This window comes from Flavobacterium degerlachei (assembly GCF_900106645.1).
Taxonomy (GTDB): Bacteria; Bacteroidota; Bacteroidia; order Flavobacteriales; family Flavobacteriaceae; genus Flavobacterium; species Flavobacterium degerlachei.
This window is the reverse complement of record NZ_FNMV01000012.1, coordinates 30,705-53,236: the sequence shown is the minus strand read 5'-3', so window position 1 is coordinate 53,236 and position 22,532 is coordinate 30,705. Positions and strand designations below refer to the sequence as shown.

At 34.8% G+C, this 22,532-nt stretch carries 19 protein-coding genes and 1 tRNA gene; 6 read left to right on the top strand and 14 right to left on the bottom strand.

Annotation, left to right across the window (positions count from 1 at the left end; translation table 11 throughout):
* The first annotated feature begins 101 nt into the window (after nt 1-101).
* Together BLV91_RS12530 and BLV91_RS12525 are read left to right on the top strand one after the other, a co-directional pair.
* A complete protein-coding gene (locus BLV91_RS12530) occupies nt 102-2,003 on the top strand; it encodes a S9 family peptidase (RefSeq protein ID WP_091433834.1) in 1,902 nt (633 codons plus the stop codon).
* Nucleotides 2,004-2,078: 75 nt separating this feature from the next.
* The gene (locus BLV91_RS12525; RefSeq protein WP_091433832.1) at nt 2,079-3,275 is read left to right on the top strand and encodes a C1 family peptidase; all 1,197 of its coding nucleotides are present in this window, start codon (nt 2,079-2,081) and stop codon (nt 3,273-3,275) included.
* A 78-nt stretch (nt 3,276-3,353) separates the two neighbouring features.
* Here BLV91_RS12525 and accC read toward each other — a convergent pair whose 3' ends face one another.
* From accC to pdxA, 6 genes are all read right to left on the bottom strand, one after another.
* A complete protein-coding gene (gene accC, locus BLV91_RS12520; RefSeq protein WP_091433831.1) occupies nt 3,354-4,700 on the bottom strand; it encodes an acetyl-CoA carboxylase biotin carboxylase subunit in 1,347 nt (448 codons plus the stop codon).
* 91 nt (nt 4,701-4,791) lie between these two features.
* The gene (accB, locus tag BLV91_RS12515; RefSeq protein ID WP_091433830.1) at nt 4,792-5,268 is read right to left on the bottom strand and encodes an acetyl-CoA carboxylase biotin carboxyl carrier protein; all 477 of its coding nucleotides are present in this window, start codon (nt 5,266-5,268) and stop codon (nt 4,792-4,794) included.
* Between the two features lie 23 nt (nt 5,269-5,291).
* Nucleotides 5,292-6,290, bottom strand: a complete 999-nt coding sequence (locus tag BLV91_RS12510) for a beta-ketoacyl-ACP synthase III (RefSeq protein WP_091434015.1) — start codon at nt 6,288-6,290, stop codon at nt 5,292-5,294.
* A 174-nt stretch (nt 6,291-6,464) separates the two neighbouring features.
* Nucleotides 6,465-6,659 (bottom strand): 50S ribosomal protein L32, encoded by a 195-nt coding sequence (rpmF, locus tag BLV91_RS12505; protein WP_007137315.1) that lies wholly within the window; start codon nt 6,657-6,659, stop codon nt 6,465-6,467.
* Between the two features lie 9 nt (nt 6,660-6,668).
* Nucleotides 6,669-7,229: a YceD family protein gene (locus tag BLV91_RS12500; protein ID WP_091433829.1), complete on the bottom strand. Its 561-nt coding sequence runs from the start codon at nt 7,227-7,229 to the stop codon at nt 6,669-6,671.
* An 87-nt stretch (nt 7,230-7,316) separates the two neighbouring features.
* On the bottom strand, nt 7,317-8,363 hold the full coding sequence (gene pdxA / locus BLV91_RS12495) for a 4-hydroxythreonine-4-phosphate dehydrogenase PdxA (RefSeq protein ID WP_091433828.1): 1,047 nt from the start codon (nt 8,361-8,363) through the stop codon (nt 7,317-7,319).
* 58 nt (nt 8,364-8,421) lie between these two features.
* On the opposite strand from pdxA, the gene BLV91_RS12490 reads away from it, so the two are divergent.
* A complete protein-coding gene (locus tag BLV91_RS12490) occupies nt 8,422-9,009 on the top strand; it encodes a riboflavin synthase (protein WP_091434013.1) in 588 nt (195 codons plus the stop codon).
* A 413-nt stretch (nt 9,010-9,422) separates the two neighbouring features.
* Here BLV91_RS12490 and BLV91_RS12480 read toward each other — a convergent pair.
* Both BLV91_RS12480 and mce read right to left on the bottom strand, forming a co-directional pair.
* Nucleotides 9,423-9,496, bottom strand: a tRNA-Ile gene (locus tag BLV91_RS12480).
* 143 nt (nt 9,497-9,639) lie between these two features.
* Nucleotides 9,640-10,041, bottom strand: a complete 402-nt coding sequence (gene mce / locus BLV91_RS12475) for a methylmalonyl-CoA epimerase (RefSeq protein WP_091433825.1) — start codon at nt 10,039-10,041, stop codon at nt 9,640-9,642.
* Nucleotides 10,042-10,255: 214 nt separating this feature from the next.
* On the opposite strand from mce, the gene BLV91_RS12470 reads away from it, so the two are divergent.
* Nucleotides 10,256-11,929 carry an Ig-like domain-containing domain gene (locus BLV91_RS12470; protein ID WP_091433823.1) on the top strand — a complete coding sequence of 558 codons (1,674 nt, stop codon included), beginning with the start codon at nt 10,256-10,258 and terminating at the stop codon, nt 11,927-11,929.
* 64 nt (nt 11,930-11,993) lie between these two features.
* Here the strand turns inward: BLV91_RS12470 and BLV91_RS12465 are convergent, their stop codons facing one another.
* From BLV91_RS12465 to BLV91_RS12440, 6 genes are all read right to left on the bottom strand, one after another.
* The gene (locus tag BLV91_RS12465) at nt 11,994-12,758 is read right to left on the bottom strand and encodes an amidohydrolase (protein ID WP_091433822.1); all 765 of its coding nucleotides are present in this window, start codon (nt 12,756-12,758) and stop codon (nt 11,994-11,996) included.
* A gap of 179 nt (nt 12,759-12,937) precedes the next feature.
* Nucleotides 12,938-13,144 (bottom strand): hypothetical protein, encoded by a 207-nt coding sequence (locus BLV91_RS12460; protein WP_091433820.1) that lies wholly within the window; start codon nt 13,142-13,144, stop codon nt 12,938-12,940.
* A 411-nt stretch (nt 13,145-13,555) separates the two neighbouring features.
* A complete protein-coding gene (locus BLV91_RS12455; protein WP_091433817.1) occupies nt 13,556-14,302 on the bottom strand; it encodes a succinate dehydrogenase/fumarate reductase iron-sulfur subunit in 747 nt (248 codons plus the stop codon).
* A gap of 76 nt (nt 14,303-14,378) precedes the next feature.
* Nucleotides 14,379-16,379, bottom strand: a complete 2,001-nt coding sequence (locus BLV91_RS12450; protein ID WP_091433815.1) for a fumarate reductase/succinate dehydrogenase flavoprotein subunit — start codon at nt 16,377-16,379, stop codon at nt 14,379-14,381.
* A 12-nt stretch (nt 16,380-16,391) separates the two neighbouring features.
* Nucleotides 16,392-17,057 carry a succinate dehydrogenase cytochrome b subunit gene (locus tag BLV91_RS12445; RefSeq protein ID WP_091433813.1) on the bottom strand — a complete coding sequence of 222 codons (666 nt, stop codon included), beginning with the start codon at nt 17,055-17,057 and terminating at the stop codon, nt 16,392-16,394.
* Between the two features lie 327 nt (nt 17,058-17,384).
* Nucleotides 17,385-18,866, bottom strand: coding sequence for a helix-turn-helix domain-containing protein (locus BLV91_RS12440; protein ID WP_091433811.1), 1,482 nt, complete (start codon nt 18,864-18,866; stop codon nt 17,385-17,387).
* Between the two features lie 117 nt (nt 18,867-18,983).
* Between BLV91_RS12440 and aceB the strand changes: the two genes are divergently transcribed.
* Entirely contained in the window at nt 18,984-20,585 is a 1,602-nt protein-coding gene (gene aceB / locus BLV91_RS12435; protein ID WP_091433810.1) for a malate synthase A, read from the top strand.
* Between the two features lie 297 nt (nt 20,586-20,882).
* Nucleotides 20,883-22,175 carry an aminopeptidase P family protein gene (locus tag BLV91_RS12430; protein ID WP_091433808.1) on the top strand — a complete coding sequence of 431 codons (1,293 nt, stop codon included), beginning with the start codon at nt 20,883-20,885 and terminating at the stop codon, nt 22,173-22,175.
* The last annotated feature ends 357 nt before the right edge of the window (nt 22,176-22,532 follow it).

The following is a 22,532-nucleotide window of genomic DNA, read 5'->3' as shown; positions in this document are numbered from 1 at the left end:
CAGTTTTAAACAAAATAACATTCAGAAAGAGTTAACATATTCCTGATTCTCGTTTTAGAATAAAAGTGTACTTTTAGAATTCCAAAACAATTTATTTATATATGAAAAAAATACTTCTTACAACCCTAACTATGATGAGTTTAAGTGCAATTGGTCAAAATGTAATGTCAGCAGAAACTCTTTGGAAATTAGGAAGAGTAACCCCTTTAGGAATTTCTAAAGATGCAAAAAATGTAGTCTACAAAGTAACTACCCCTTCAGTTGAAGAGAATAAATCGAACTCAAAATTTTATGTAATTCCTGTTGATGGAGGCAATCCAATTGAGGTAGTCGATTACAAAGATTTGGTAAAAGACAAAAATATTTCTCCAGACGGTAAGTATATTGTCTACAACGAAGAGGCAAAAGTCAATAATGTCCTTGGAAAGGATTTCTATCCTAAATTAGATAAATCAGAAGTGCAAATTTATAACGGTTTAGACTATCGTCATTGGGATACATGGAATGAAGGTAAATTCAATCACGTTTTTTATAAAGAAAATACAGAAGGAGCTGTTGGAGTTGATATCCTTGGGGGAGCGGCTTTTGACAGTCCGCAAAAACCTTTCGGTGGTGACGAAGATTACATTTGGTCTCCAGACAGCAAACATATTTTATACGTTAGCAAGAAAAAAGAAGGCACTCAATATGCTATTTCAACCAATACAAATATTTACGAATATAATCTGGAAACAGGAAAAACAACTAATAGAACCGAAGATAATCTTGGTTATGATGTTGCTCCTAAATTTTCTCCTTCAGGCGATTTAACTTGGTTACAAATGAAACGTGACGGTTATGAAGCTGATAAAAACGACATCATCGTCGATTTTAAAGGAATCAAAATGAACTTGACCGCTAATTGGGATGGAACTGTCGACAGCTTTACTTGGAGTAAAGACGGCAAAAAAGTCTACTTTATCGCTGCTGTAGATGGAACTAAACAAATCTTTGAAGTTAATTTCCCAGGTTTTACCAAAATTGCAATACAAGTTCAGCAAGTTACCAATGGTGATTTTGACGTAAACGAGATTGTTGGCTTTTCCGGAAACAACATAATTGTTACAAGAGCTGATATGAATCATGCTTCGGAAATATTTTCATTTGACATCAAGAAAAAAAGTTGGAAACAATTATCAAATGTGAACACCGCAACTTATGATTCTTTGGCGTTAAGCAAAACTGAAAGAAGATATGTTACCACAACTGACGGAAAGAAAATGTTAGTTTGGGTTATTCTTCCACCGAATTTCGATGCTACAAAAAAATATCCAACTCTTTTATATTGCCAAGGTGGACCACAAAGTGCATTGACACAATTCTACTCTTTCCGTTGGAATTTTCAATTAATGGCTGCAAACGGATACATTGTCGTAGCGCCAAATCGTCGTGGAATGCCAGGACACGGAGTGGAATGGAATGAGCAAATTAGTAAAGATTGGGGTGGACAAGTAATGGAAGACTATTTATCAGCGATTGATGATGTAGCCAAAGAAAGCTATGTGGACAAAGAACGTTTAGGCTGTGTTGGAGCAAGTTATGGTGGCTATTCTGCATTTTATCTAGCTGGAATACACAACAACCGATTCAGAACTTTTATTGCGCATGATGGAGTATTCAATACTCAAAGTATGTTTGGAACTACTGAAGAAGTTTTCTTCAGTAATTGGGATTTTGGAGGTGCATATTGGGAAAAAGACAATGCAGTTGCTCAAAAAACCTACACCACATTTAATCCTGCGACTTTAGTTGAAAAATGGGATACTCCTATATTAATTTATCAAGGAGGAAAAGATTTCCGTGTACCAATTGGACAAGGGCAAGAAGCATTTCAAGCGGCACAATTACGTGGAATAAAAAGTAGATTCGTATACTTTCCAGAAGAAAACCACTGGGTTCTTAAACCTCAAAATGCACAAGTTTGGCAAAATGAATTTTTCAAATGGTTGAAAGAAACCCTGTAATCAAAAGTTAAAATTTGCTCTAATTGTAACATTTTAGTCATAAAGTAAACCTATAATAAAACTTAAATAAACAATATGTATCCATTAAAAATTAGAAACCTTTTCCTTGCCTCTACAATTGTACTGGCTATGGGTTCAGTTTCGGCACAAGACGGTTTAGTAAATTCATTAAAAATCAATGCCAGTGAAAAAAGTGTTGAAAGTTTTAAATTTACGGATGTAATTAATCTTGCAAATACTTCCATAAAAAACCAAGGTTCATCAGGAACTTGTTGGAGTTATTCTGCTAATTCTTACTTAGAATCAGAAATGATACGAATGGGTAAACAACCTGTAGAAATATCTCAGGTTTTTTCTGCTCGTAATGCTTATGTAGAAAAAGGAAAGAACTATGTTCGTATGCACGGTGCAGTTACCCTTGGAGATGGCGGAGAATTACATGATGTAATCAATATGTACAGAAAATACGGAGCAGTGCCTCAGGAAGTATATAGCGGATTAAATTACGGTACTTCTAAAAACAAATTTGCAGAAATGTCAGGAATTACCGAGGCATTATTAGCTGCAGTGGTAAAAAATCCAAACGGAGAATTGACACCAAATTGGGAAAAAGCCTATGCAGCAGTTATTGATTCTTATCTAGGTGAAGTTCCAAAAAACTTTAATTATAAAGGAAAAAATTACACTCCCCAATCTTTTGCAAAAGAAATAGTAGGAATTAATCCTGAAGAATATATTGAATTTGCTTCTTATTCTACTGAGCCTTATTACAAAAAGACAATGATGATGGTTCCAGACAACTGGTCTTTTGATTTGGTTTATAATGTAAAAATGAATGATATGACAACGATCATTGATAACGCATTAAAAAATGGATTTACAGTGGCTTGGGCATCTGATGTGAGTGAAAAAAGTTTTAGCTGGAAAAATGGTGTCGCTTATGTTCCTACAAAAAAATATGACGACATGACTACTGTTGAAAAAGAAAATATGTTCAACGGCCCTAAAGAAGAATTACAAATTACTGAAGAAATTCGTCAAAAAGCTTTCGACAACTATCAAACGACAGATGATCATGCTATGCATATTGTTGGTATAGCTAAAGATCAGCTGGGCAAAGAATACTATATAGTTAAGAATTCTTGGGGTACTACAAATGACTACAAAGGTTATCTATACGTGAGTAAGAATTTTGTAAAATATAAAACGACTTCTTTTATGGTAAACAAAGATGGAATTCCTGCAGATATATCAAGCAAAATTGGAGTCTAAATAGACTTCACTGACTTTATAACTTATAAAAAAACCTCACTGAAAAGTGAGGTTTTTTTTGTATTTGAATATGTTCTCTTATTCCAGTGGAATCATTTTAAAAGTATCCATGAATGCAGTAGTATAATCTCCTGCAATATATCTTGGATCATCCATCAGTTGTCTGTGAAAAGGTATTGTTGTTTTTATTCCTTCAATCACAAATTCATCTAATGCTCTTCTCATTTTACTAATTGCTTCCTCGCGAGATTGAGCAGTAGTAATTAGTTTCGCGATCATTGAATCATAATTAGGTGGAATAGTATATCCTGAATAAACATGAGTATCTAAACGAACTCCATGTCCTCCTGGCATATGCAATGTTGTAATTTTCCCTGGTGAAGGTCTAAAATCATTATAAGGATCTTCAGCATTGATACGACATTCAATAGCGTGCAATTCTGGCATGTAGTTCTTACCTGAAATAGGCACACCTGCAGCAACTAAAATTTGCTCACGTATTAAATCATAATCAATTACTTGCTCCGTAATAGGATGCTCCACCTGAATACGAGTATTCATTTCCATGAAATAGAAATTACGGTGTTTATCTACCAAGAATTCTACTGTTCCAGCACCTTCATACTTAATGTATTCAGCGGCTTTAACTGCAGCATCACCCATCTTCTGACGTAACTCATCTGTCATAAACGGCGATGGTGTTTCTTCAGTTAGTTTTTGATGACGACGTTGAACAGAACAGTCTCTCTCAGAAAGGTGACAAGCTTTTCCATAAGAATCTCCAATAACTTGGATTTCGATATGACGTGGTTCTTCAATTAGTTTTTCAAGGTACATTCCGTCATTACCAAAAGCAGCAGCTGACTCTTGACGAGCACCTTCCCATGCTTTAAGTAAGTCTTCTTCTTTCCAAACGGCACGCATTCCTTTTCCACCACCACCAGCAGTTGCTTTAAGCATTACAGGGTAACCAAAAGTTTTTGCGATTTCCTGAGTTTGCTCAAATGACTCCAAAATTCCCTCTGAACCAGGAACACATGGAACACCAGCTTCAATCATGGTCGATTTAGCAGATGCTTTATCACCCATTCGGTCAATCATTTCTGGAGAAGCTCCAATAAATTTAATTCCGTGTTCTTGACATATTTTTGAAAATTTTGAATTTTCAGAAAGAAATCCGTATCCCGGATGTATTGCATCAGCATTTGTAATTTCTGCAGCGGCAATAATATTTGACATTTTCAAATAGGACAAGTTGCTTGGAGGCGGTCCTATGCAAACAGCTTCATCAGCAAACCTAACATGCAAACTTTCTGCATCAGCAGTAGAGTAAACAGCCACAGTTTTAATGCCCATTTCTTTACAAGTTCGTATTATACGAAGTGCAATTTCTCCTCTATTTGCAATTAATATTTTTTTAAACATCTTTTTTTAAATTTTAAATTAAGACTTTTAAATTTTAAATTATTTCAGATCAAAAATAAATCAACATCTGAAATGTATAATTTAAAATTAATTAAGATGGGTCAACTAAGAATAAAGGTTGGTCAAATTCTACAGGAGACATATCGTCAACCAAGATTTTTACGATTTTTCCAGAAACTTCAGACTCGATTTCGTTAAATAATTTCATTGCCTCAATAACACAAAGAACATCACCTTTACCAATAGTAGTTCCTACTTCTACAAACATCGCCTTATCAGGAGATGGTTTTCTATAGAAAGTACCAATAATTGGAGATTTAATAGTAATGAATTTTGAATCCTCAGCAACTGCAACTGGCGCAGAAGCAACTGGTGCTACTGGTTGAGGCGCTAAAGCTTGTTGAAATGGAGTTTGAGAAGGCATTTGCTGCACATACGTAGTCTCTGTCGAATTTCCTTCTAAAGTTGTTCTGATGGTGATTTTTACATCATCCATTTCTAATTTAACTTCTGCAACTCCCGAATTTGCTACAAATTTGATTAGGTTCTGAATTTCTTTTAAATCCATAATTATTTGTTTTTAGTTTAAATTTATTGTTTGTCGTATGCCCATTTTAAGTAAATAGATCCCCAAGTGAATCCTCCACCAAATGCAGCCAAAATAATAGTATCTCCTTTTTTGAATAGGTGCTCAAAGTCATTAAGCACTAAAGGTAAGGTTGCTGATGTAGTATTTCCATACTTTTCTATATTCATCAATACCTTCGATTCTTCTAAATTCATTCTATTGGCTGTAGCATCTATAATACGCTTATTTGCCTGATGTGGAACTAACCAATCAACATCTTCATTAGTTAGATTGTTTCTTTTTAAAATTAACTCACTAGCATCAGCCATATTAGTTACTGCATATTTAAATACAGTTTTACCATCTTGAACAATATTATGTCTATTTTCTTTTACTGTTTCTAATGAGGTTGGATTAAGAGATCCTCCAGCATCAATTTTCAGAAAATCACGGCCTATACCATCACTTCTTAAATATTCATCCTGTAGTCCTAATCCTTCATAATTGGGCTCAAACAATACAGCTCCTGCTCCATCACCAAAAATTATACAAGTAGATCTGTCTGTATAATCTACAATTGAAGACATTTTATCTGCACCTATAACAAGTACTTTTTTATATCTTCCTGATTGAATATAAGCAGCTGCTGTAGACATTCCATATAAGAAACTGGAACATGCTGCTTGTAAATCATAAGCAAAAGCATTAGTTGCACCAATTGAAGTTGCAACATATACCCCTGTAGAAGCAACTGGCATATCAGGTGTTGCCGTTGCCATAATAATCAAATCGATATCTAAGGGATCAACATTTGTTTTAGACAATAGGTCTTGCGCCGCTTTTATAGCTAAAAAAGAAGTTCCCTTATCATCATCTTTAAGAATTCTTCTTTCCTTAATTCCTGTTCTCGAAGTTATCCACTCATCATTTGTATCAACCATTGTTTCAAGCACTTTGTTTGAAAGAACAAAGTCAGGAACATAAGCTCCAACAGCGGTTATTGCGGCTGTAATTGTATTCATTGTATTCGAATATTTTTTTTCAAATGTTACCATTTGAAAAAACGTTTAAAAGAGGTGAAAATTACAAAAAAAAATCCAAACCAATTGTTTTGGAACTTCTTATTTAACAAAATTACAAACAACAAAAAAACTCTCACGATGTGAGAGTTCTAATATCATTTACAAAAAAATGCATTAAGCAACAGCTACAGACTTATCTATAACAACTTGCCCTCTGTAATACATTTTCCCTTCATGCCAGTAGGCTCTGTGGTATAAATGTGCTTCACCCGTAATTGGGCAAGTAGCGATTTGTGCTACTGTAGCTTTGTAATGTGTTCTTCTTTTATCTCTTCTTGTTTTGGAGATTTTTCTCTTAGGATGCGCCATTTTACTATATTATTTATCCGTTAATAGTTGCTTTAATTTGTCCCAACGTGGGTCAATATTTTCTTCTTTATTTTCTTCTACTTCTGTTTCTTCTACTTCTGCTTCTTCTTTCAATATCAGTTCGTTCAGTTTTGTAAGAGCTTCCGTTTTCAAACTTCCGTCTTTCACCCCTGGATGAACCCGTCTTAGAGGAACCGAAAGAACAATCATTTCATATATATACTGCGCAACATCTATTTCAAATTCTCCAAAAGGTAGAATCAGCAATTCTTCGTTGTCGCTATTATATACATCTCCAAAACGTACTATTAATTTCATCTCACCTTCTATAGGTAAGTCAAAATCCTCACTAGTAAGATCACAAGGTACGTTAACCGTTCCTTGTTGCTTGAAAATCAATTCCAGCATGGTACTTTTTTTCTCTAAAACTACATTTACTTTGATGTCTGAACTTTCAAATTCATCATAATCAAAGATTTCAAAGAACGAGTTACTTATTTGATATTCAAAATGATGTTTTCCTAGCTTTAACCCTACAAAAGGAATTAAATATTGTTTAGTCTTATTCATTTCAACACAATTTTGCCCCAAACTTCGGGAGTGCAAAGATATAAAATTATTATAAAACTAATAAGCTTATTTATCTTTTTTTATTTACTACTGTTTTTCTTTGGTTTTAAGCGGCTTTTCACTGATTTCCGCATACTGAATTCTTGATCGATACACATCCAAAGCAAGATACACTGCTTCTTTAAACGAATTATAATCTGCAATTCCTTTTCCCGCAATATCATATGCAGTACCATGATCCGGCGAAGTCCTGATTTTATTCAAACCTGCGGTGAAATTTACACCTTTACCAAATGACAATGTTTTAAAAGGAATCAAACCTTGATCGTGATACGTAGCAATAACGGCATCGTACTTTTCATATTGACCACTTCCAAAAAAACCATCGGCGGCAAACGGTCCAAAAACCAACGTTCCCTTATCAAACATTTTTTTAAGAACAGGTTTCAATATCTCATCATCTTCTTTACCTATAACACCACCATCACCGCAATGAGGATTCAATCCCAAGACAGCAATTTTAGGCTTATTAATACTAAAGTCCTGAATTAGTGATTGTCTTACTGTTTCTATTTTTTGCTTGATCAACTCCTCAGTGAGATGTGAAGCCACTTCACTCACCGGAATATGATCCGTCAGCAACCCTACCCTCAAATTATCCTGAACCATCAACATTAAAGCATTACCTTCTAGTTCTTGGTTTAAATAATCCGTATGCCCAGGAAACTTAAAAGAATCCGATTGGATATTGTATTTATTTATTGGCGCAGTCACTAACACATCCACCAAGCCTTCTTTCAGCGCTTTACTAGCCGCGACAAATGATTTTACGGCATACTCGCCAACTTTATCATCGTTAACCCCAAGATTTAAATCCACGCCTTCCCTCCAAAGATTCAATACATTAATCTTCCCTGGCAGAATTTGATCTAGCTTATCAATCCCGTGCAAGGCAACTGTGGAATCTATATTCTTTTTAATAAATGACATTATTTTCACATTGGCAAAAATAACAGGCGTACATAGCTCTAACATCCGTGAATCCTCGAAAGTTTTCAGCACCACTTCGCTGCCAATACCGTTTAAATCTCCTATTGAAATTCCGACGATAATATTTTCTGCTTTTTTCATCATGACCACAAGTTATTTATTGCTAATTTTGAAGTGCAAATTTAGTAAAATAAAACAAGAAATGTTTACAGGAATCATAGAAACCCTTGGCACTATCCAAGATTTAAAAAAAGAGAAAGACAACATTCACATCACAGTGGACTCATCAATAACTGCAGAACTGCAAATTGACCAAAGTGTCGCGCACAATGGAATTTGTTTAACCGTGGTTGCACTAAAAGACACTTCGTACACAGTAACCGCTATTGACGAAACAATCAAAAAAACAAATCTAGGAAGCTGGAAGATTGGCGACAGTGTCAATCTTGAAAGAGCCATGAAACTTGGTGATCGACTAGACGGCCATATCGTACAAGGACATGTTGACCAAACTGGAATCTGCATTGCCGCAAAAGAAACTGGCGGAAGCTGGCTTTACACCTTTGAATATGACGAAGCCCTAAACAACATCACCATTGAGAAAGGTTCGATTACCGTAAACGGGGTAAGTCTTACAGTGGTAGATTCCAAAAAAAATCAATTTAGCGTAGCGATCATCCCATACACACACGAACACACTAACTTCAGCACCTTTAAAGTAGGCACACAAATTAATTTGGAATTCGACGTTATTGGCAAGTATGTTTCTAAATTATACTCAAACAAATAAAACGGTCAATCCTTATAAAATCAAAAAGCCCAATCTAGATTGGGCTTTTTGATTTTATGTTATTCTTATAAATGATATAAATTCCAAACAGTATTGCAATACTAAGTAAGACGAAAATATTCTCATCGATAGCCAAACCTGGTGGTGGCGGTGGCGGTGCCGGAGGCGGCGGGCTTACTCCATCAGCGAATGAACGCAACATCCCAAATAGGAAGAATACGAAGAAATAATATTTATTTTGTAAATCTTTCATTTGGAATCAAAAATAGCAAATTAACCGAGAAAAAAAAATCATTACAGCTAATTAGCCATTTAACCACGGTTATTTACATAAAGCTACGAATTTTAACGAAACTTGGTTTTAGTTAAAATTAAAAAATCCTCCAAATTAAAAAAATTTGAAGGATTTACCGTGGTCCCACCTGGGCTCGAACCAGGGACCACCTGATTATGAGTCAGGTGCTCTAACCAGCTGAGCTATAGGACCGGTTAAGAGTGTGCAATATTACTACTATTTTTCGTTTACTCCAAATGTTTTTTATTTATATTTTCAGTTAAATTCAATATTAAAATTCACGAAATCCAAAACAACTGATTATTAGATTTCTAAATTTTAATTAACAATCAAAATTATTTTATTTCTTGGCATAATTCAATCAAAACTCCATTTGTGCTTTTGGGATGTAGAAAAGCAACCAGTTTATTATCCGCGCCTTTTTTAGGAATTTCATTCAAAACGACGAAGCCTTCTTTCTGCAAACGCGCAATTTCTGACACAATATCTTCTACAGCAAATGCGATATGGTGAATTCCCTCCCCCTTTTTATCTATAAACTTAGCAATAGGACTATCAAGGCTTGTGGCTGCTAAAAGTTCTATTTTATTAGGTCCGCTTTTAAAAAACGAAGTTGCTACCCCTTCACTTTCTACTTCTTCAGATTTGTAGGCCGGCGCACCAAACAATTTTTCGAAAATTAAATTTGAAACGGCTAAGTCTTTAACGGCAATTCCTATATGTTCTATTTTTTCCATTACTAAATGTTTAATTAAAATTTAGTTTGAAACATCAGTCGAATCCAGTGTCTCTTTACCTCATACTATATGTTAGTGTAAATTTACATATAAAAAAGTAAAAAATTAGAATAGCGTAAAACCTAGACTAATTTAATGCTCATAATAAATCTATAAATAATTTCGATTCCATTAATTATAATTGTTATTTTGTATACTCTAATACTAATTTGATATGTTGAAAAACAATTTAAAATACTTTCTCTTGCTAGCACTTTTTGTAATGATTAGTTGCGCTAAAAGAGGAACAATTACTGGCGGCCTAAAAGATACGCTTGCACCTACTTTAAAAATGAGTTTCCCTAAAAACTATAGCACTAATTTTAAAGGTGATGAAATTAAATTAGTTTTTGACGAAAACATCAAGCTGAAAAACCTAAATAAACAATTAATTATTTCGCCTCCCATGAAACAGGAGCCAATAATATCACCTACTACAGCTAGTAAATTTCTCAACATAAAGATAAAAGACACGCTACAACCCAACACAACCTATAGTTTTAATTTTGGTCAAAGTATTGCTGATAATAACGAGGGAAACCCTTACAATCAATTTAAATATGTTTTTTCGACGGGAGACTATATTGACTCTCTCGCTATAGGCGGAAAAATAAAGGACGCATACGAAAAAGAAGCAGATGCCTTTGTATCGGTAATGCTTTATGAGGTAAATGAAAAATACAATGACTCCGTTGTTTATAACGATTCTCCACGTTACATAACCAATACTTTAGATAGTTTAAAAACATTTAAATTAGAAAATCTAAAAGCGGGAAAATATCTATTAGTAGCTATGAAGGATAACAATAGCAATAATAAATTCAATCCCAAAGAAGACAAAATAGGATTCAGAAAGAAGTTTATTAACATTCCAAACGATACTGTTTATGAATTAGAATTATTCAAGGAGACACTAGACTTTAAGTCGTACAAGCCAAGTCAAGCCTCTGGAAACAGATTGCTATTAGGCTATAATGGCAAACAAAACTTAAAAGAAAACCAACCCAAGATAGTCGTTAAAAACAACACACAGAACCTAGAATCGATTATTACTCAGATGCCCAAAAAAGACTCTTTGCAAATTTGGTTCAAGCCGTTAAAAGCAGATTCATTAGCTGTTAGTGTATCCAGAGAAAGCTACATACAAGACTATATTGTAAAAATTAAAGATCAAAAAAAGGACACTTTAAACATCACCGCTTTGCAAAACGGGAACATAAACTTCAGAGAGCGTTTTACTCTTGAAACCGCAACTCCGCTAGTAAAGTTTGATGACTCAAAAATCAAGTTAATAGTAAACGACAGTACCGAGGTTCCTTTTAAAAGAGAATACGATGTTTTTAACCAAAAAATTTATTTGGATTTTGACAAAGAACCCAATCAGAAATACAACTTCAGCTTGCTGCCTGGAGCACTAACCGATTTTTACGAAAAGTCTAACGACACCTTAAGCTATAAGCTATCAACAAAAAATGAAGATGAATTTGGCAATCTTCGCATTCAATTGCAAAATGTAAAATATTTTCCCGTAATTGTTGAGCTCACAGATGCAAAAGGTGATGTATTAGCATCAGAATACACAGATTTTAAAACTATAGTTGACTTCAATTTACTTAATCCCGCAGTTTATAGTCTTCGTATTACTTATGATGAAAACAAAAATAAACAATATGACCCCGGAAGCTTTTTAGAGAAAAGATATTCTGAAGAGGTGGTGTATTTTTCAAAAGAAATAGATGTTCGTGCTAACTGGGATGTCGATCAAGTTTTTGATGTTAGCATTCCTTATACTCCAGAACCAAAAGAGAACAAGAAAAAAGAGAAACCACAAAAAAAACAGGGCTTTTAGAAAAATGGTTAAAGATTGTTGATTTCAGATTTTCATAAAACTGAAATCAACAATTATAATTGTTTTACCCTTTTATTTCATAAGAATCCCTATCGTTTAAAAAGTTTAGCTTTTTACGAACTTCTAATAAGTAAGATTTATCCAAGTTCGCGACGAAAACACCTTCTTGTTCCACTGGTTCTATCAAATATTCCCCTAGACAATCTAACACTTGTGAATGACCTCTGTATTCATAACCGTTCGTGTCTTCACCTATTCTATTGACGCCAATAGTATAACTCATATTCTCAATGGCACGTGCTGCAAGTAAAGTATCCCAAGCTTTAATTCTTGTTTTAGGCCAACTCGCCACATAAATCAACAAGTCGTAATTCTCAACATTACGGGAGAAAACTGGAAATCGCAAGTCATAACACACAAACGGACAAATCTTCCAACCTAAGTACTCTACAATCAATTTTTGAGTGCCTCTGGAATACACTTTATCTTCACCTGCAAGTGTAAACAAATGCCTTTTGTCATAATATTGAACTTCTCCTGATGGAAAAACAAATAACATACGGTTATAAAAATTGGAGTTTTCTTCAATTACAACACTTCCAGTTATTGCAGTGTTTTTGGCTTTCGCCAAAGCTTGCATCCACAAAACAGTTTTGCCACTCATGGGCTCAGCAACTTTAGCTGGCTGCATCGTGAATCCCGTAGTATACATTTCAGGAAGTACAATTAGATCAACTTTATTTATTGTATTGATTTTTTCTTCAAAATATGCTCTGTTTACTTCTGGATTTTCCCAAACTAATGAGGATTGAATTAAGGCTACTTTCATTTTATAAAAATTAGAAAAAAATGGAACACAAAGGATACTGTTTTGTTGTGAATGACTGTGTGTAAAAACGGGAGGCAGATAACGCGGATTAAGCGGATTTAACAAAAAAGCATAATCTAGCTTATTGTTTTTTTGACTATTGACTATTGTTCGGGGCACGAATTACTGACCTGCACTGTCTAACTACTCTTATAACCTAGGGCTATTGCGATAGCTTCTATACCAGTTGGTTCATTATCCTTTGAACTTACAACTAAGCCGTTTTCTAAAATCTCATTTCTTTCAATCTGAATAGCTAAAGTTAAAATTTCAAACTCTGTTAATTTTGGATAATTTACTTTTAATTCCCTTACAATTTCTGTATAATTTCTAATTGACGTTTTCATTTAAATATTGATTTTTAAGTTATTCTTTTAATGACAGAAATATTTTAAATAGCAAATATTACCCCAATGGATGTAATTACAGACCACGAAAATAAAAAACAATAATAACAGAATTAAGTCCATTCAATTATTGCATTATCTATCGATTCCGTTATTTTATCCAAATATAACAAATAAATTACTACAAATCAGCACTGTACTTTCTCTCTATACTCTTTGTTCTATTCTCTTTACTCTCAACTCTTTCTTCGGGTGAGGGATAGCAGTGGAAATCCTTTTATGAAATGCAATGGAATAAAAGATTGCAACGTATAGCCCGACCGAAGCATTTGCGGAGGGCACCCCAAAAACAAAAAACGCATCCAAATAAATGAATGCGTTTTTGATATATAATAAAATCTATTTCTAGAATTATCCTTTCATGCTTGCTGACATATACTCTCTGTTCATACGAGCGATGTTCTCAAGAGAAATCCCTTTAGGACATTCTACTTCACAAGCTCCAGTGTTAGTACAGTTACCGAAACCTTCAGCATCCATCTGGTGTACCATGTTTAATACACGATCAGTAGCTTCAATTTTTCCTTGTGGCAATAATGCATATTGAGAAACTTTAGCAGCTACGAATAACATTGCTGATGAGTTTTTACAAGTAGCAACACAAGCACCACAACCAATACAAGTAGCTGCATCAAAAGCATCATCAGCATCTTGCTTGTTAATTGGAATTGTATTTGCATCGATCGTGTTTCCTGAAGTGTTTACTGATATAAATCCTCCTGCATGTTGGATTCTATCAAAAGCACTACGGTTAACAACTAAATCTTTTACTACTGGGAAAGCAGCTGCACGGAACGGCTCAATAGTAATAGTATCACCGTCCTTGAACATACGCATGTGCAATTGACAAGTGGTTACTCCTCTATCTGGCCCGTGTGCTTCACCATTGATGTACAAAGAACACATTCCGCAAATTCCTTCGCGACAATCGTGATCAAATGCAACTGGTTCTCCACCTTTGCTCATTAAATCTTCATTGAAAACGTCAAGCATTTCAAGGAAAGACATATCCGGCTCAATTCCGTCGATTTGATAATCAACCATTGCTCCCTTATCTTGGGCGTTTTTCTGACGCCATATTTTTAATGTAAGTTTCATACTGTTTTAGTTTGAAGGTCATTAGTTAAAAGCTGTAAGTCTATTGACTTTATCACTTTTATCTAGTGACTAATTGCTATTTGTAATTTCTTTGAACTAGTTTAACGGTATCAAATACCAAGTCTTCTTTATGTAAAACAGCGTCACTTGGTTTCCCTTTGTATTCCCAAGCAGCAACATAAGCGAAGTTTACATCATCACGTTTTGCTTCACCATCTTCAGTTTGGTATTCCTCTCTAAAGTGACCTCCACAAGATTCATTACGGTGTAAAGCGTCTTTAGCGAACAATTCTCCTAGTTCAAGGAAATCAGCAACACGAGTCGCTTTTTCTAATTCTTGGTTGAATCCTTTATCAGTTCCTGGTACTTTTACATCCTTGTAAAACTCTTCACGTAAAGCAGAAATTTCAGTAATTGCTTCATTAAGTCCTTGAGCATTACGAGCCATACCTACTTTGTCCCACATAATTTTTCCTAATTTCCTGTGGAAATAGTCAACAGAATGTGTTCCGTTATTGTTCATGAATTTCTCAATTTGGTCTTTCACTCCTTTTTCTGCAGCTGCAAATTCTGGAGAATCAGTAGAGATAGGTCCCATTTTAATATCTGGAGACAAGTAATCACCAATTGTGTATGGCAATACAAAGTATCCATCAGCTAAACCTTGCATTAAAGCAGAAGCTCCTAATCTATTTGCTCCGTGATCAGAGAAGTTTGATTCTCCAATTGAGAAACAACCTGGAATTGTAGTCATTAAATTATAATCAACCCATGTTCCACCCATTGTATAGTGAACCGCTGGATAAATCATCATAGGTGAAGTATAAGGATCTTCATCTACAATTTTATAATACATTTGGAATAAATTCCCGTATTTGTTTTTTACAACTTCAGTACCTAATTTCGTTACCGCTTCTTTATCATTAGCATCAATTCCTTTAAGGAATGCTTGCTCTTTTCCGTAACGTTGTATTGCTGCAGCAAAATCTAAATAAACAGCTTCACCTGTTTTGTTTACTCCATAACCAGCATCACATCTTTCTTTAGCAGCACGAGAAGCTACATCTCTAGGTACTAAGTTACCAAAAGCAGGGTATCTTCTCTCTAAATAATAATCTCTTTCAGCTTCAGATAAATCTATTGCTTTTTTCTTTCCTTCACGAATCGCTACAGCATCTTCGATTTTTGCAGGAACCCAAATACGTCCGTCATTACGTAAAGATTCCGACATCAAAGTTAATTTTGATTGGTGATCTCCAGAAACTGGAATACATGTTGGGTGAATTTGTGTATAACAAGGGTTTGCGAAATACGCTCCTTTTTTATGGATTTTCCAAGCTGCAGTAGCATTAGAACCCATTGCATTTGTTGACAAGAAGAAAACGTTTCCGTATCCACCAGAGGCAATAACTACTGCGTGAGCTGAATGTCTTTCAATTTCACCAGTAATCAAGTTACGAGCGATAATTCCTCTTGCTTTTCCGTTTACGATTACTATATCTAGCATCTCGTGACGGTTGTGCATTTTTATTTTTCCACGACCTATTTGACGGTTCATTGCAGAGTAAGCACCTAATAATAATTGTTGCCCTGTTTGTCCTCTAGCATAAAATGTTCTTGAAACTAACGCTCCTCCAAAAGAACGGTTGTCTAATAAACCTCCGTATTCACGTGCCAATGGTACCCCTTGAGCTACACACTGGTCAATAATACTTGTAGAAACTTCTGCAAGACGGTGTACGTTTGCTTCACGAGCGCGGTAATCCCCTCCTTTTACAGTGTCGTAAAACAACCTGAAAACAGAATCCCCATCTCCTTGATAGTTTTTTGCAGCATTGATACCACCTTGTGCTGCAATAGAGTGCGCACGACGAGGTGAATCTTGAAAACAAAAAGCTTTTACGTTATATCCTAATTCTGCTAATGTTGCAGCAGCAGAACCTCCAGCTAATCCTGTTCCAACAACGATAACATCTAAGTTACGTTTGTTAGCCGGATTTACTAAATTAATATGATCTTTATAATCTGTCCATTTATCCGAAATTGGACCATTTGGAATTTTTGAGTCTAATGCCATTATAATTTAATATTAATGATTGAAATGATGAAATAATGCAATAAAAATAAATCCAAAAGGAATAACGAAAGCAAATGCTAATCCGAAATTTTTCAATCCTTTAGAATATTTATTATTGAAACCTACCGATTGAAAAGAAGAACTAAATCCGTGTTTTAAGTGTAATGATAACAATACAAATGAAATACAGTACAATGCCGTACGCAAAGGACTTTCAAACTTTTCAGCTAATTCATGAAAATATCTAGTTTCATCCAGTGGGTTAAACGCTACATATTTATAAACCATTTCCGGAACCCAGAAATCATAAAAATGTAATCCTAAAAACGCTAAAATTACCGAACCAGAAATAATCATATTTCTAGATGCCCAAGAAGAATTTGCAGCACCATTGTTTTTTGCATAAGCAATAGGTCTTGCACTTCTATTTTTAAAATCTAAAACAAAGCCCATAATGAAGTGAAAAATCACCCCTACGATTAAAATGGGTTGAATTACAAATTGAACCAAAGGATTATTTCCCATAAAATGAGAAATTGAATTGAACGTGTCCGGACTAAACACCGACGTCATATTAATGAAAAAGTGCTGTGCTAGAAACAACATCAGAAAAAGTCCTGAAAGCGCCATAGCAACTTTTTTAGCTATTGACGACTTCAATAATGCAGATTTTGCCATAAGATTTGAATAATTTATTTTTAAGAATGTCACAAAAATAGAGTAATTCGAGCTGAACTACAACCTTATCGCTGTTATTTATAATGATTTTAAAGTGCTTTCGATTTGGCCAAAAAACCATGTCAACCCCATATTTTACTGATTGATTGCCAATTAATTTTTACTCCCGCCTACATTTTTATTTAACAAGACTTGCCCTAATTTTTAAAAAAACGCTTTCGCTGCCTTTTTCAACGTTAATTTCCATGCCTGATTCGCTGCATTTAGCATTCTAATTTTATTTTTTATCTCGAGAAAAAACAAATGAATCTAGCAAATAATTTTAGATCAACTAAATTTAGCCATGTATTTTTGTACAATTATTTCCGTATTTTCATTTCGAATTTTAAGGTCTAATTGTACTGGAGGCGAAGCCCTTTCTTCACAGTTTTTAACGGCACAAGTTTCACAAGTCACCCCTACAATTTGCTTTTTTATTGATTTATTATCGATAAATTTGAATTTCTTCTTCATCCCCGGTGTGATTAATATCCCAACAGATATACTTCTCAAACAATCTTTTTTAAAAGGATCTTCAGTTGCTGAGGAGAATACCAAAAACTCATTACCACTGTTTTCATAACGCGAAATTTGCGCATCAAAAAAATGGCTCTTGTTTTGCTTAATCGATTCGACTATTGTTTTTACTGAAATCCATCTTCGACAGTAATGCTCATTCATTTCATTAGCATGCGGCTCCTGTTGATTCGTAATATGCAGTTCCTTTTTTATCTGATAAGTATCTGCTCCAATTTTATGAGACAACCGCAGAAAGAATATATTTTTTAACAGAAAGTCTTTTGGCAAAATATTCGTTAATCGCTGGTAAAAAGATTCTGGCGAAACATTAAACTGACTCATTAGCTGGATCATTTCTTGCGGCTTAGGATCTGACTTCGCCAAAAATAGATTGAGCTCACTCACCAACTGCTTTCTCGGAATCAACAAAGCTCCTGCAAAATAGGAAGCATAAAAATTATTAAGTACCTCGTCAAAATTCTTGAATTTAATCCAGCTGAAAGTATACAACCTTTCTGTTATTTCAAGATAATTATAAGCAATTTCTTTCGCTAGGATAAATGCTTTTTGCTGTTCATCGATATCCAATGAAAGCAATAAAGTTTTGCTCTTTGGAACATATATAGACCGCAAATCTCCCAACTCCTCTTGTTCTGAAAAAACAATCTCCTGAATTGTGTAACCATATTCCTCCGTAAGTACCGCTGTTAAATCTTCTATAGAAATTTTAGTATTGATATTTATCTGAAAGGCTTTAGAGAAGTCCAATACCTTTTGTTCTAAATCCTCAAAATAATTATTATGCGCTTCTTGATACGAACGTAAAGCAGCCAGGAAAAAACTTTCCCTAGTTAAATTATAATGCTGCGCAATTTCAATAATTGTACTTATAAACGCATTTACTTTAGCAGGAGCATTCGCAATGATATCAATAAGGTCATTTTCCTGAATCCCAAAAATATCGAGCGGTATCTCCTTAAGAATCCCCGATTTTAAAATCTCCCCAATCGGCGCCAAGTTATTATCCAACTTCAAAGAAACCATATGGTCGTACGAAACCTCTAGCTTTTCTGCCAAAAGAATGATCTTGTCGGTTTTAGGATATTTTTTTCCTTTTTCGATTTCATTCAAGTAGGATTTAGAAAGCTCCGTTAATTTGGCTAAGCCAAACAAAGATAAATTCTTATTGGTACGCGCCTGTTTGAGCTTTAGCCCAAAAATTAATTTGATATACTCTTTTTCTACGTTCATAAATCAAAGATAGCCTAAAAAATAAAATTCGCAAAAAAAGTTTTATACATTTTTAGCGTACGTTCGCTTGTTTAGTAAAAAACTTTTCGTAACATTGTATTGTAAAACCAACTAACCATGATACAACAAACCGAAATAACCGAAAAAAACTTCCAGCTATCAGCAGATACAAAACAAAATTATGCTGAAATATTAACAGATAAGGCAATTGATTTTCTAACTGAATTGCACCAAAAATTCAACAGCACAAGACTATCATTATTGGAAGACCGAAAACAACAACAGCTTTTATTTGATGCAGGCTCCTTACCTACTTTTCCAGTTGAAACAGAAAACATTAGAGAAAGCAATTGGCGTGCTGCAGTAATTCCAAAAGACTTACTTGACAGAAGAGTAGAAATAACTGGACCTGTTGACAGAAAAATGGTGATTAACGCATTAAATTCAGGAGCCAAAACTTTTATGGCTGATTTTGAAGACAGTACTTCTCCAACATGGAGCAACTTAATGACTGGTCAACAAAACTTAAAAGATGCGGTAAACAAAACCATATCTTTAGAAGACACAGTTAAAAACAAGAAATACTCTTTAAATGAAAATACCGCCGTCTTAATTGTTCGACCAAGAGGACTACATTTACAAGAAAAAAATATTTTGATAGATGGCGAGCAGGCTTCTGGCTCTCTAGTCGATTTTGGATTATATGCTTTTCATAATCATGAAGAACTAATTAAAAAAGGAACTGCACCCTATTTTTATTTACCAAAATTAGAACACTATTTAGAAGCGAGATGGTGGAATGACGTTTTCGAATTTGCACAAGAATACTTGGGAGAGCAAAACGGAACTTTCAAAGCCACTGTTTTAGTAGAAACAATAACTGCCAGTTTCCAACTCGACGAAATAATTTTTGAATTGAGAGATCATATCGTTGGTCTTAACTGTGGAAGATGGGATTATATTTTTTCTTACATTAAAAAACTAAGAAACAACCCAGCTTTTATAGTACCAAATAGAGATCAAGTTTCAATGACTTCTCCTTTCATGAGTGCGTATTCTCAACTGGTAATTCAACGTTGCCACAAAAGAAACATTCACGCGATAGGTGGAATGGCAGCACAGATCCCAATAAAAAATGACGAGCAAGCCAATACGCTTGCATTTAATAAAGTAATTGCCGACAAACAACTAGAGGTTAGAAACGGACATGATGGTACTTGGGTAGCACATCCAGATTTGGTTCCTATAGCAATGAAAGTATTCGATACTGAGATGCCAACAAAAAATCAAATTCACATAAAAAGAGCTGACTTACAAATCACCGAAAGCGATTTATTAGAAGTGCCAAAAGGAACTATTACCGAGGAAGGCATCCGAAAAAACATCAGCATTTCTATTCTATATCTCGCTTCATGGCTTAACGGACAAGGCGCGGCGGCAATACATCACTTAATGGAAGACGCAGCAACGGCAGAGATTTCGAGATCTCAATTGTGGCAGTGGCTGCAAAACGAAGTGACTTTGGACAATAACAAAAAATTGACCCATAATTACTACCATAAATTAGCGATGGAAGAGTTCGAAAAAATAAAAAAACTAGTTGGCGATGACAAGCACGAAAAAGGAAAATACAATTTAGCTGAACAACTATTAGATGTATTAGTCGTAAATCCAAACTTTATTGACTTTTTAACCATTCCAGGCTACAAATACATTTAAAAACCAAAAACATAAGAGTACTTATAGGACATTCTAGCCTCTACTTATTTTGACGCCATTGAAAATACAGTAAACACCATACGATCTATTACAACTGCTATTCAATACTCTTCTAAAACGGAATAGTTTAAACAAAATCATCATTACTAATTCAATTGCATAACGCATTGGTTTAAAAAAGACTTTTTTTTAAGCTAATGCGTTTTTGTTGTTTTTTACATAAAATTGTTGAATTCATAAGCTGAAACGATTTAATCTTAGTATTTTTGAGGTATTAAACGTAAATCTTACATTGTTATGAAATACCATCAAATTGACCGTGACCTATTTATAAAAAACCGCTCCAAATTTATGGCTCAAATGAAGCCTAAAAGCGTTGCCGTTTTTAACTCCAACGATATCTACCCAATTAGTGCTGATAGCACAATGCCATTTGCACAACACCGAGACATTTTTTATTTAAGCGGTGTAGACCAAGAGGAAAGTATTTTACTGCTTTTCCCTGACGCTCCTTATGAGAACCAAAGAGAAATGTTGTTTTTAAAAGAAACAAACGATCATATTGCGGTTTGGGAAGGAGAGAAACTAACTAAAGAACGCGCTTTAGCCGTTTCTGGAATCAAGAATGTGCACTGGTTACAAGATTTCGATAAGGTTTTAAACGAGATGATGACGTATGCTGATACCATGTACATCAATACTAACGAACATTATCGTGCTGCAGTAGAAACTGAAACTCGTGAAGCTCGTTTTGTAAAAAAATGGAAAGAAAAATATCCTGCTCATACAGTTGCAAAAAGCAACCCAATTCTGCAACGCATTCGTTCTGTAAAAGAAAGCGAAGAGATAGATTTGATTCAACAAGCCTGTAACATTACCGAAAAAGGATTCAGACGTATTTTATCTTTCGTGAAACCGAATGTGATGGAATATGAAATTGAAGCTGAATTCATCCACGAATTCACTCGCAACCGTTCTAAAGGTTTTGCTTATACGCCGATTATCGGTTCAGGAAACAATGCTAATGTATTGCATTATATCGAAAACAACCAGCAATGTAAAGCCGGTGATTTAATCCTAATTGATGCTGGCGCAGAATATGCAAATTACTCCAGTGACATGACCCGTACCATTCCAGTTTCAGGAAAATACAACGACCGACAAAAAGCAGTTTACAACGCCGTTTTACGCGTTAAGAATGAAGCAACTAAAATGCTTCTTCCAGGAACACTCTGGAAACAATATCATATTGAAGTGGGTAAATTGATGACTTCTGAATTGCTAGGTTTAGGATTGCTAGACAAAGCTGATGTTCAGAATGAAAACCCAGAATGGCCAGCTTACAAAAAATACTTCATGCACGGAACTTCTCATCACATGGGATTGGACACACATGACTACGGAATCCTAACCGAACCAATGCAAGCCAATATGGTTTTCACGGTTGAGCCCGGAATTTACATTCCAGCCGAAGGTTTTGGAATCCGTCTTGAGGATGATGTCGTAATTCAAGAAACAGGAGAACCGTTTAACTTGATGCGCAACATCCCAATTGAAGTGGATGAAATTGAGAGTTTGATGAATTCTTAATTTAGAAAAAAGAATAAAGAGAATAGAATAAAGACGGTTCGCAGCAATGTGAGCCGTTTTTTTATGCTAAAACCCGCTAAACTTAGTCAACAGTTAAACAAATAAACAGTTAAACGATTTAACAAGAATTTGGGCGCAACCCGCCTCCGTAAACTCCGGCAGGGTCGGGCTATTCACTGCAAGTCCTCGTCCCTAAAAATCGGGACTGTGGGCTTTCCGCTACTATCCCTTGCGCGCATAGAACAACGTTAATTCTTCCAAAACAACATTCCCAAAACAATCATAAAACTGTAACTTTATAACCCCGTTTACGTCTTATAACATAGTTTCATTGATATACCAAAGATTCACAAAACA

Coding starts and splice junctions, on each gene's coding strand:
- BLV91_RS12530 (WP_091433834.1), top strand. CDS start 102: ATGAAAAAAATACTTCTTACAACCCTAACTATGATGAGTTTAAGTGCA.
- BLV91_RS12525 (WP_091433832.1), top strand. CDS start 2,079: ATGTATCCATTAAAAATTAGAAACCTTTTCCTTGCCTCTACAATTGTA.
- accC (WP_091433831.1), bottom strand. CDS start 4,700: ATGTTTAAAAAAATATTAATTGCAAATAGAGGAGAAATTGCACTTCGT.
- accB (WP_091433830.1), bottom strand. CDS start 5,268: ATGGATTTAAAAGAAATTCAGAACCTAATCAAATTTGTAGCAAATTCG.
- BLV91_RS12510 (WP_091434015.1), bottom strand. CDS start 6,290: ATGAATACAATTACAGCCGCAATAACCGCTGTTGGAGCTTATGTTCCT.
- rpmF (WP_007137315.1), bottom strand. CDS start 6,659: ATGGCGCATCCTAAGAGAAAAATCTCCAAAACAAGAAGAGATAAAAGA.
- BLV91_RS12500 (WP_091433829.1), bottom strand. CDS start 7,229: ATGAATAAGACTAAACAATATTTAATTCCTTTTGTAGGGTTAAAGCTA.
- pdxA (WP_091433828.1), bottom strand. CDS start 8,363: ATGATGAAAAAAGCAGAAAATATTATCGTCGGAATTTCAATAGGAGAT.
- BLV91_RS12490 (WP_091434013.1), top strand. CDS start 8,422: ATGTTTACAGGAATCATAGAAACCCTTGGCACTATCCAAGATTTAAAA.
- mce (WP_091433825.1), bottom strand. CDS start 10,041: ATGGAAAAAATAGAACATATAGGAATTGCCGTTAAAGACTTAGCCGTT.
- BLV91_RS12470 (WP_091433823.1), top strand. CDS start 10,256: ATGTTGAAAAACAATTTAAAATACTTTCTCTTGCTAGCACTTTTTGTA.
- BLV91_RS12465 (WP_091433822.1), bottom strand. CDS start 12,758: ATGAAAGTAGCCTTAATTCAATCCTCATTAGTTTGGGAAAATCCAGAA.
- BLV91_RS12460 (WP_091433820.1), bottom strand. CDS start 13,144: ATGAAAACGTCAATTAGAAATTATACAGAAATTGTAAGGGAATTAAAA.
- BLV91_RS12455 (WP_091433817.1), bottom strand. CDS start 14,302: ATGAAACTTACATTAAAAATATGGCGTCAGAAAAACGCCCAAGATAAG.
- BLV91_RS12450 (WP_091433815.1), bottom strand. CDS start 16,379: ATGGCATTAGACTCAAAAATTCCAAATGGTCCAATTTCGGATAAATGG.
- BLV91_RS12445 (WP_091433813.1), bottom strand. CDS start 17,057: ATGGCAAAATCTGCATTATTGAAGTCGTCAATAGCTAAAAAAGTTGCT.
- BLV91_RS12440 (WP_091433811.1), bottom strand. CDS start 18,866: ATGAACGTAGAAAAAGAGTATATCAAATTAATTTTTGGGCTAAAGCTC.
- aceB (WP_091433810.1), top strand. CDS start 18,984: ATGATACAACAAACCGAAATAACCGAAAAAAACTTCCAGCTATCAGCA.
- BLV91_RS12430 (WP_091433808.1), top strand. CDS start 20,883: ATGAAATACCATCAAATTGACCGTGACCTATTTATAAAAAACCGCTCC.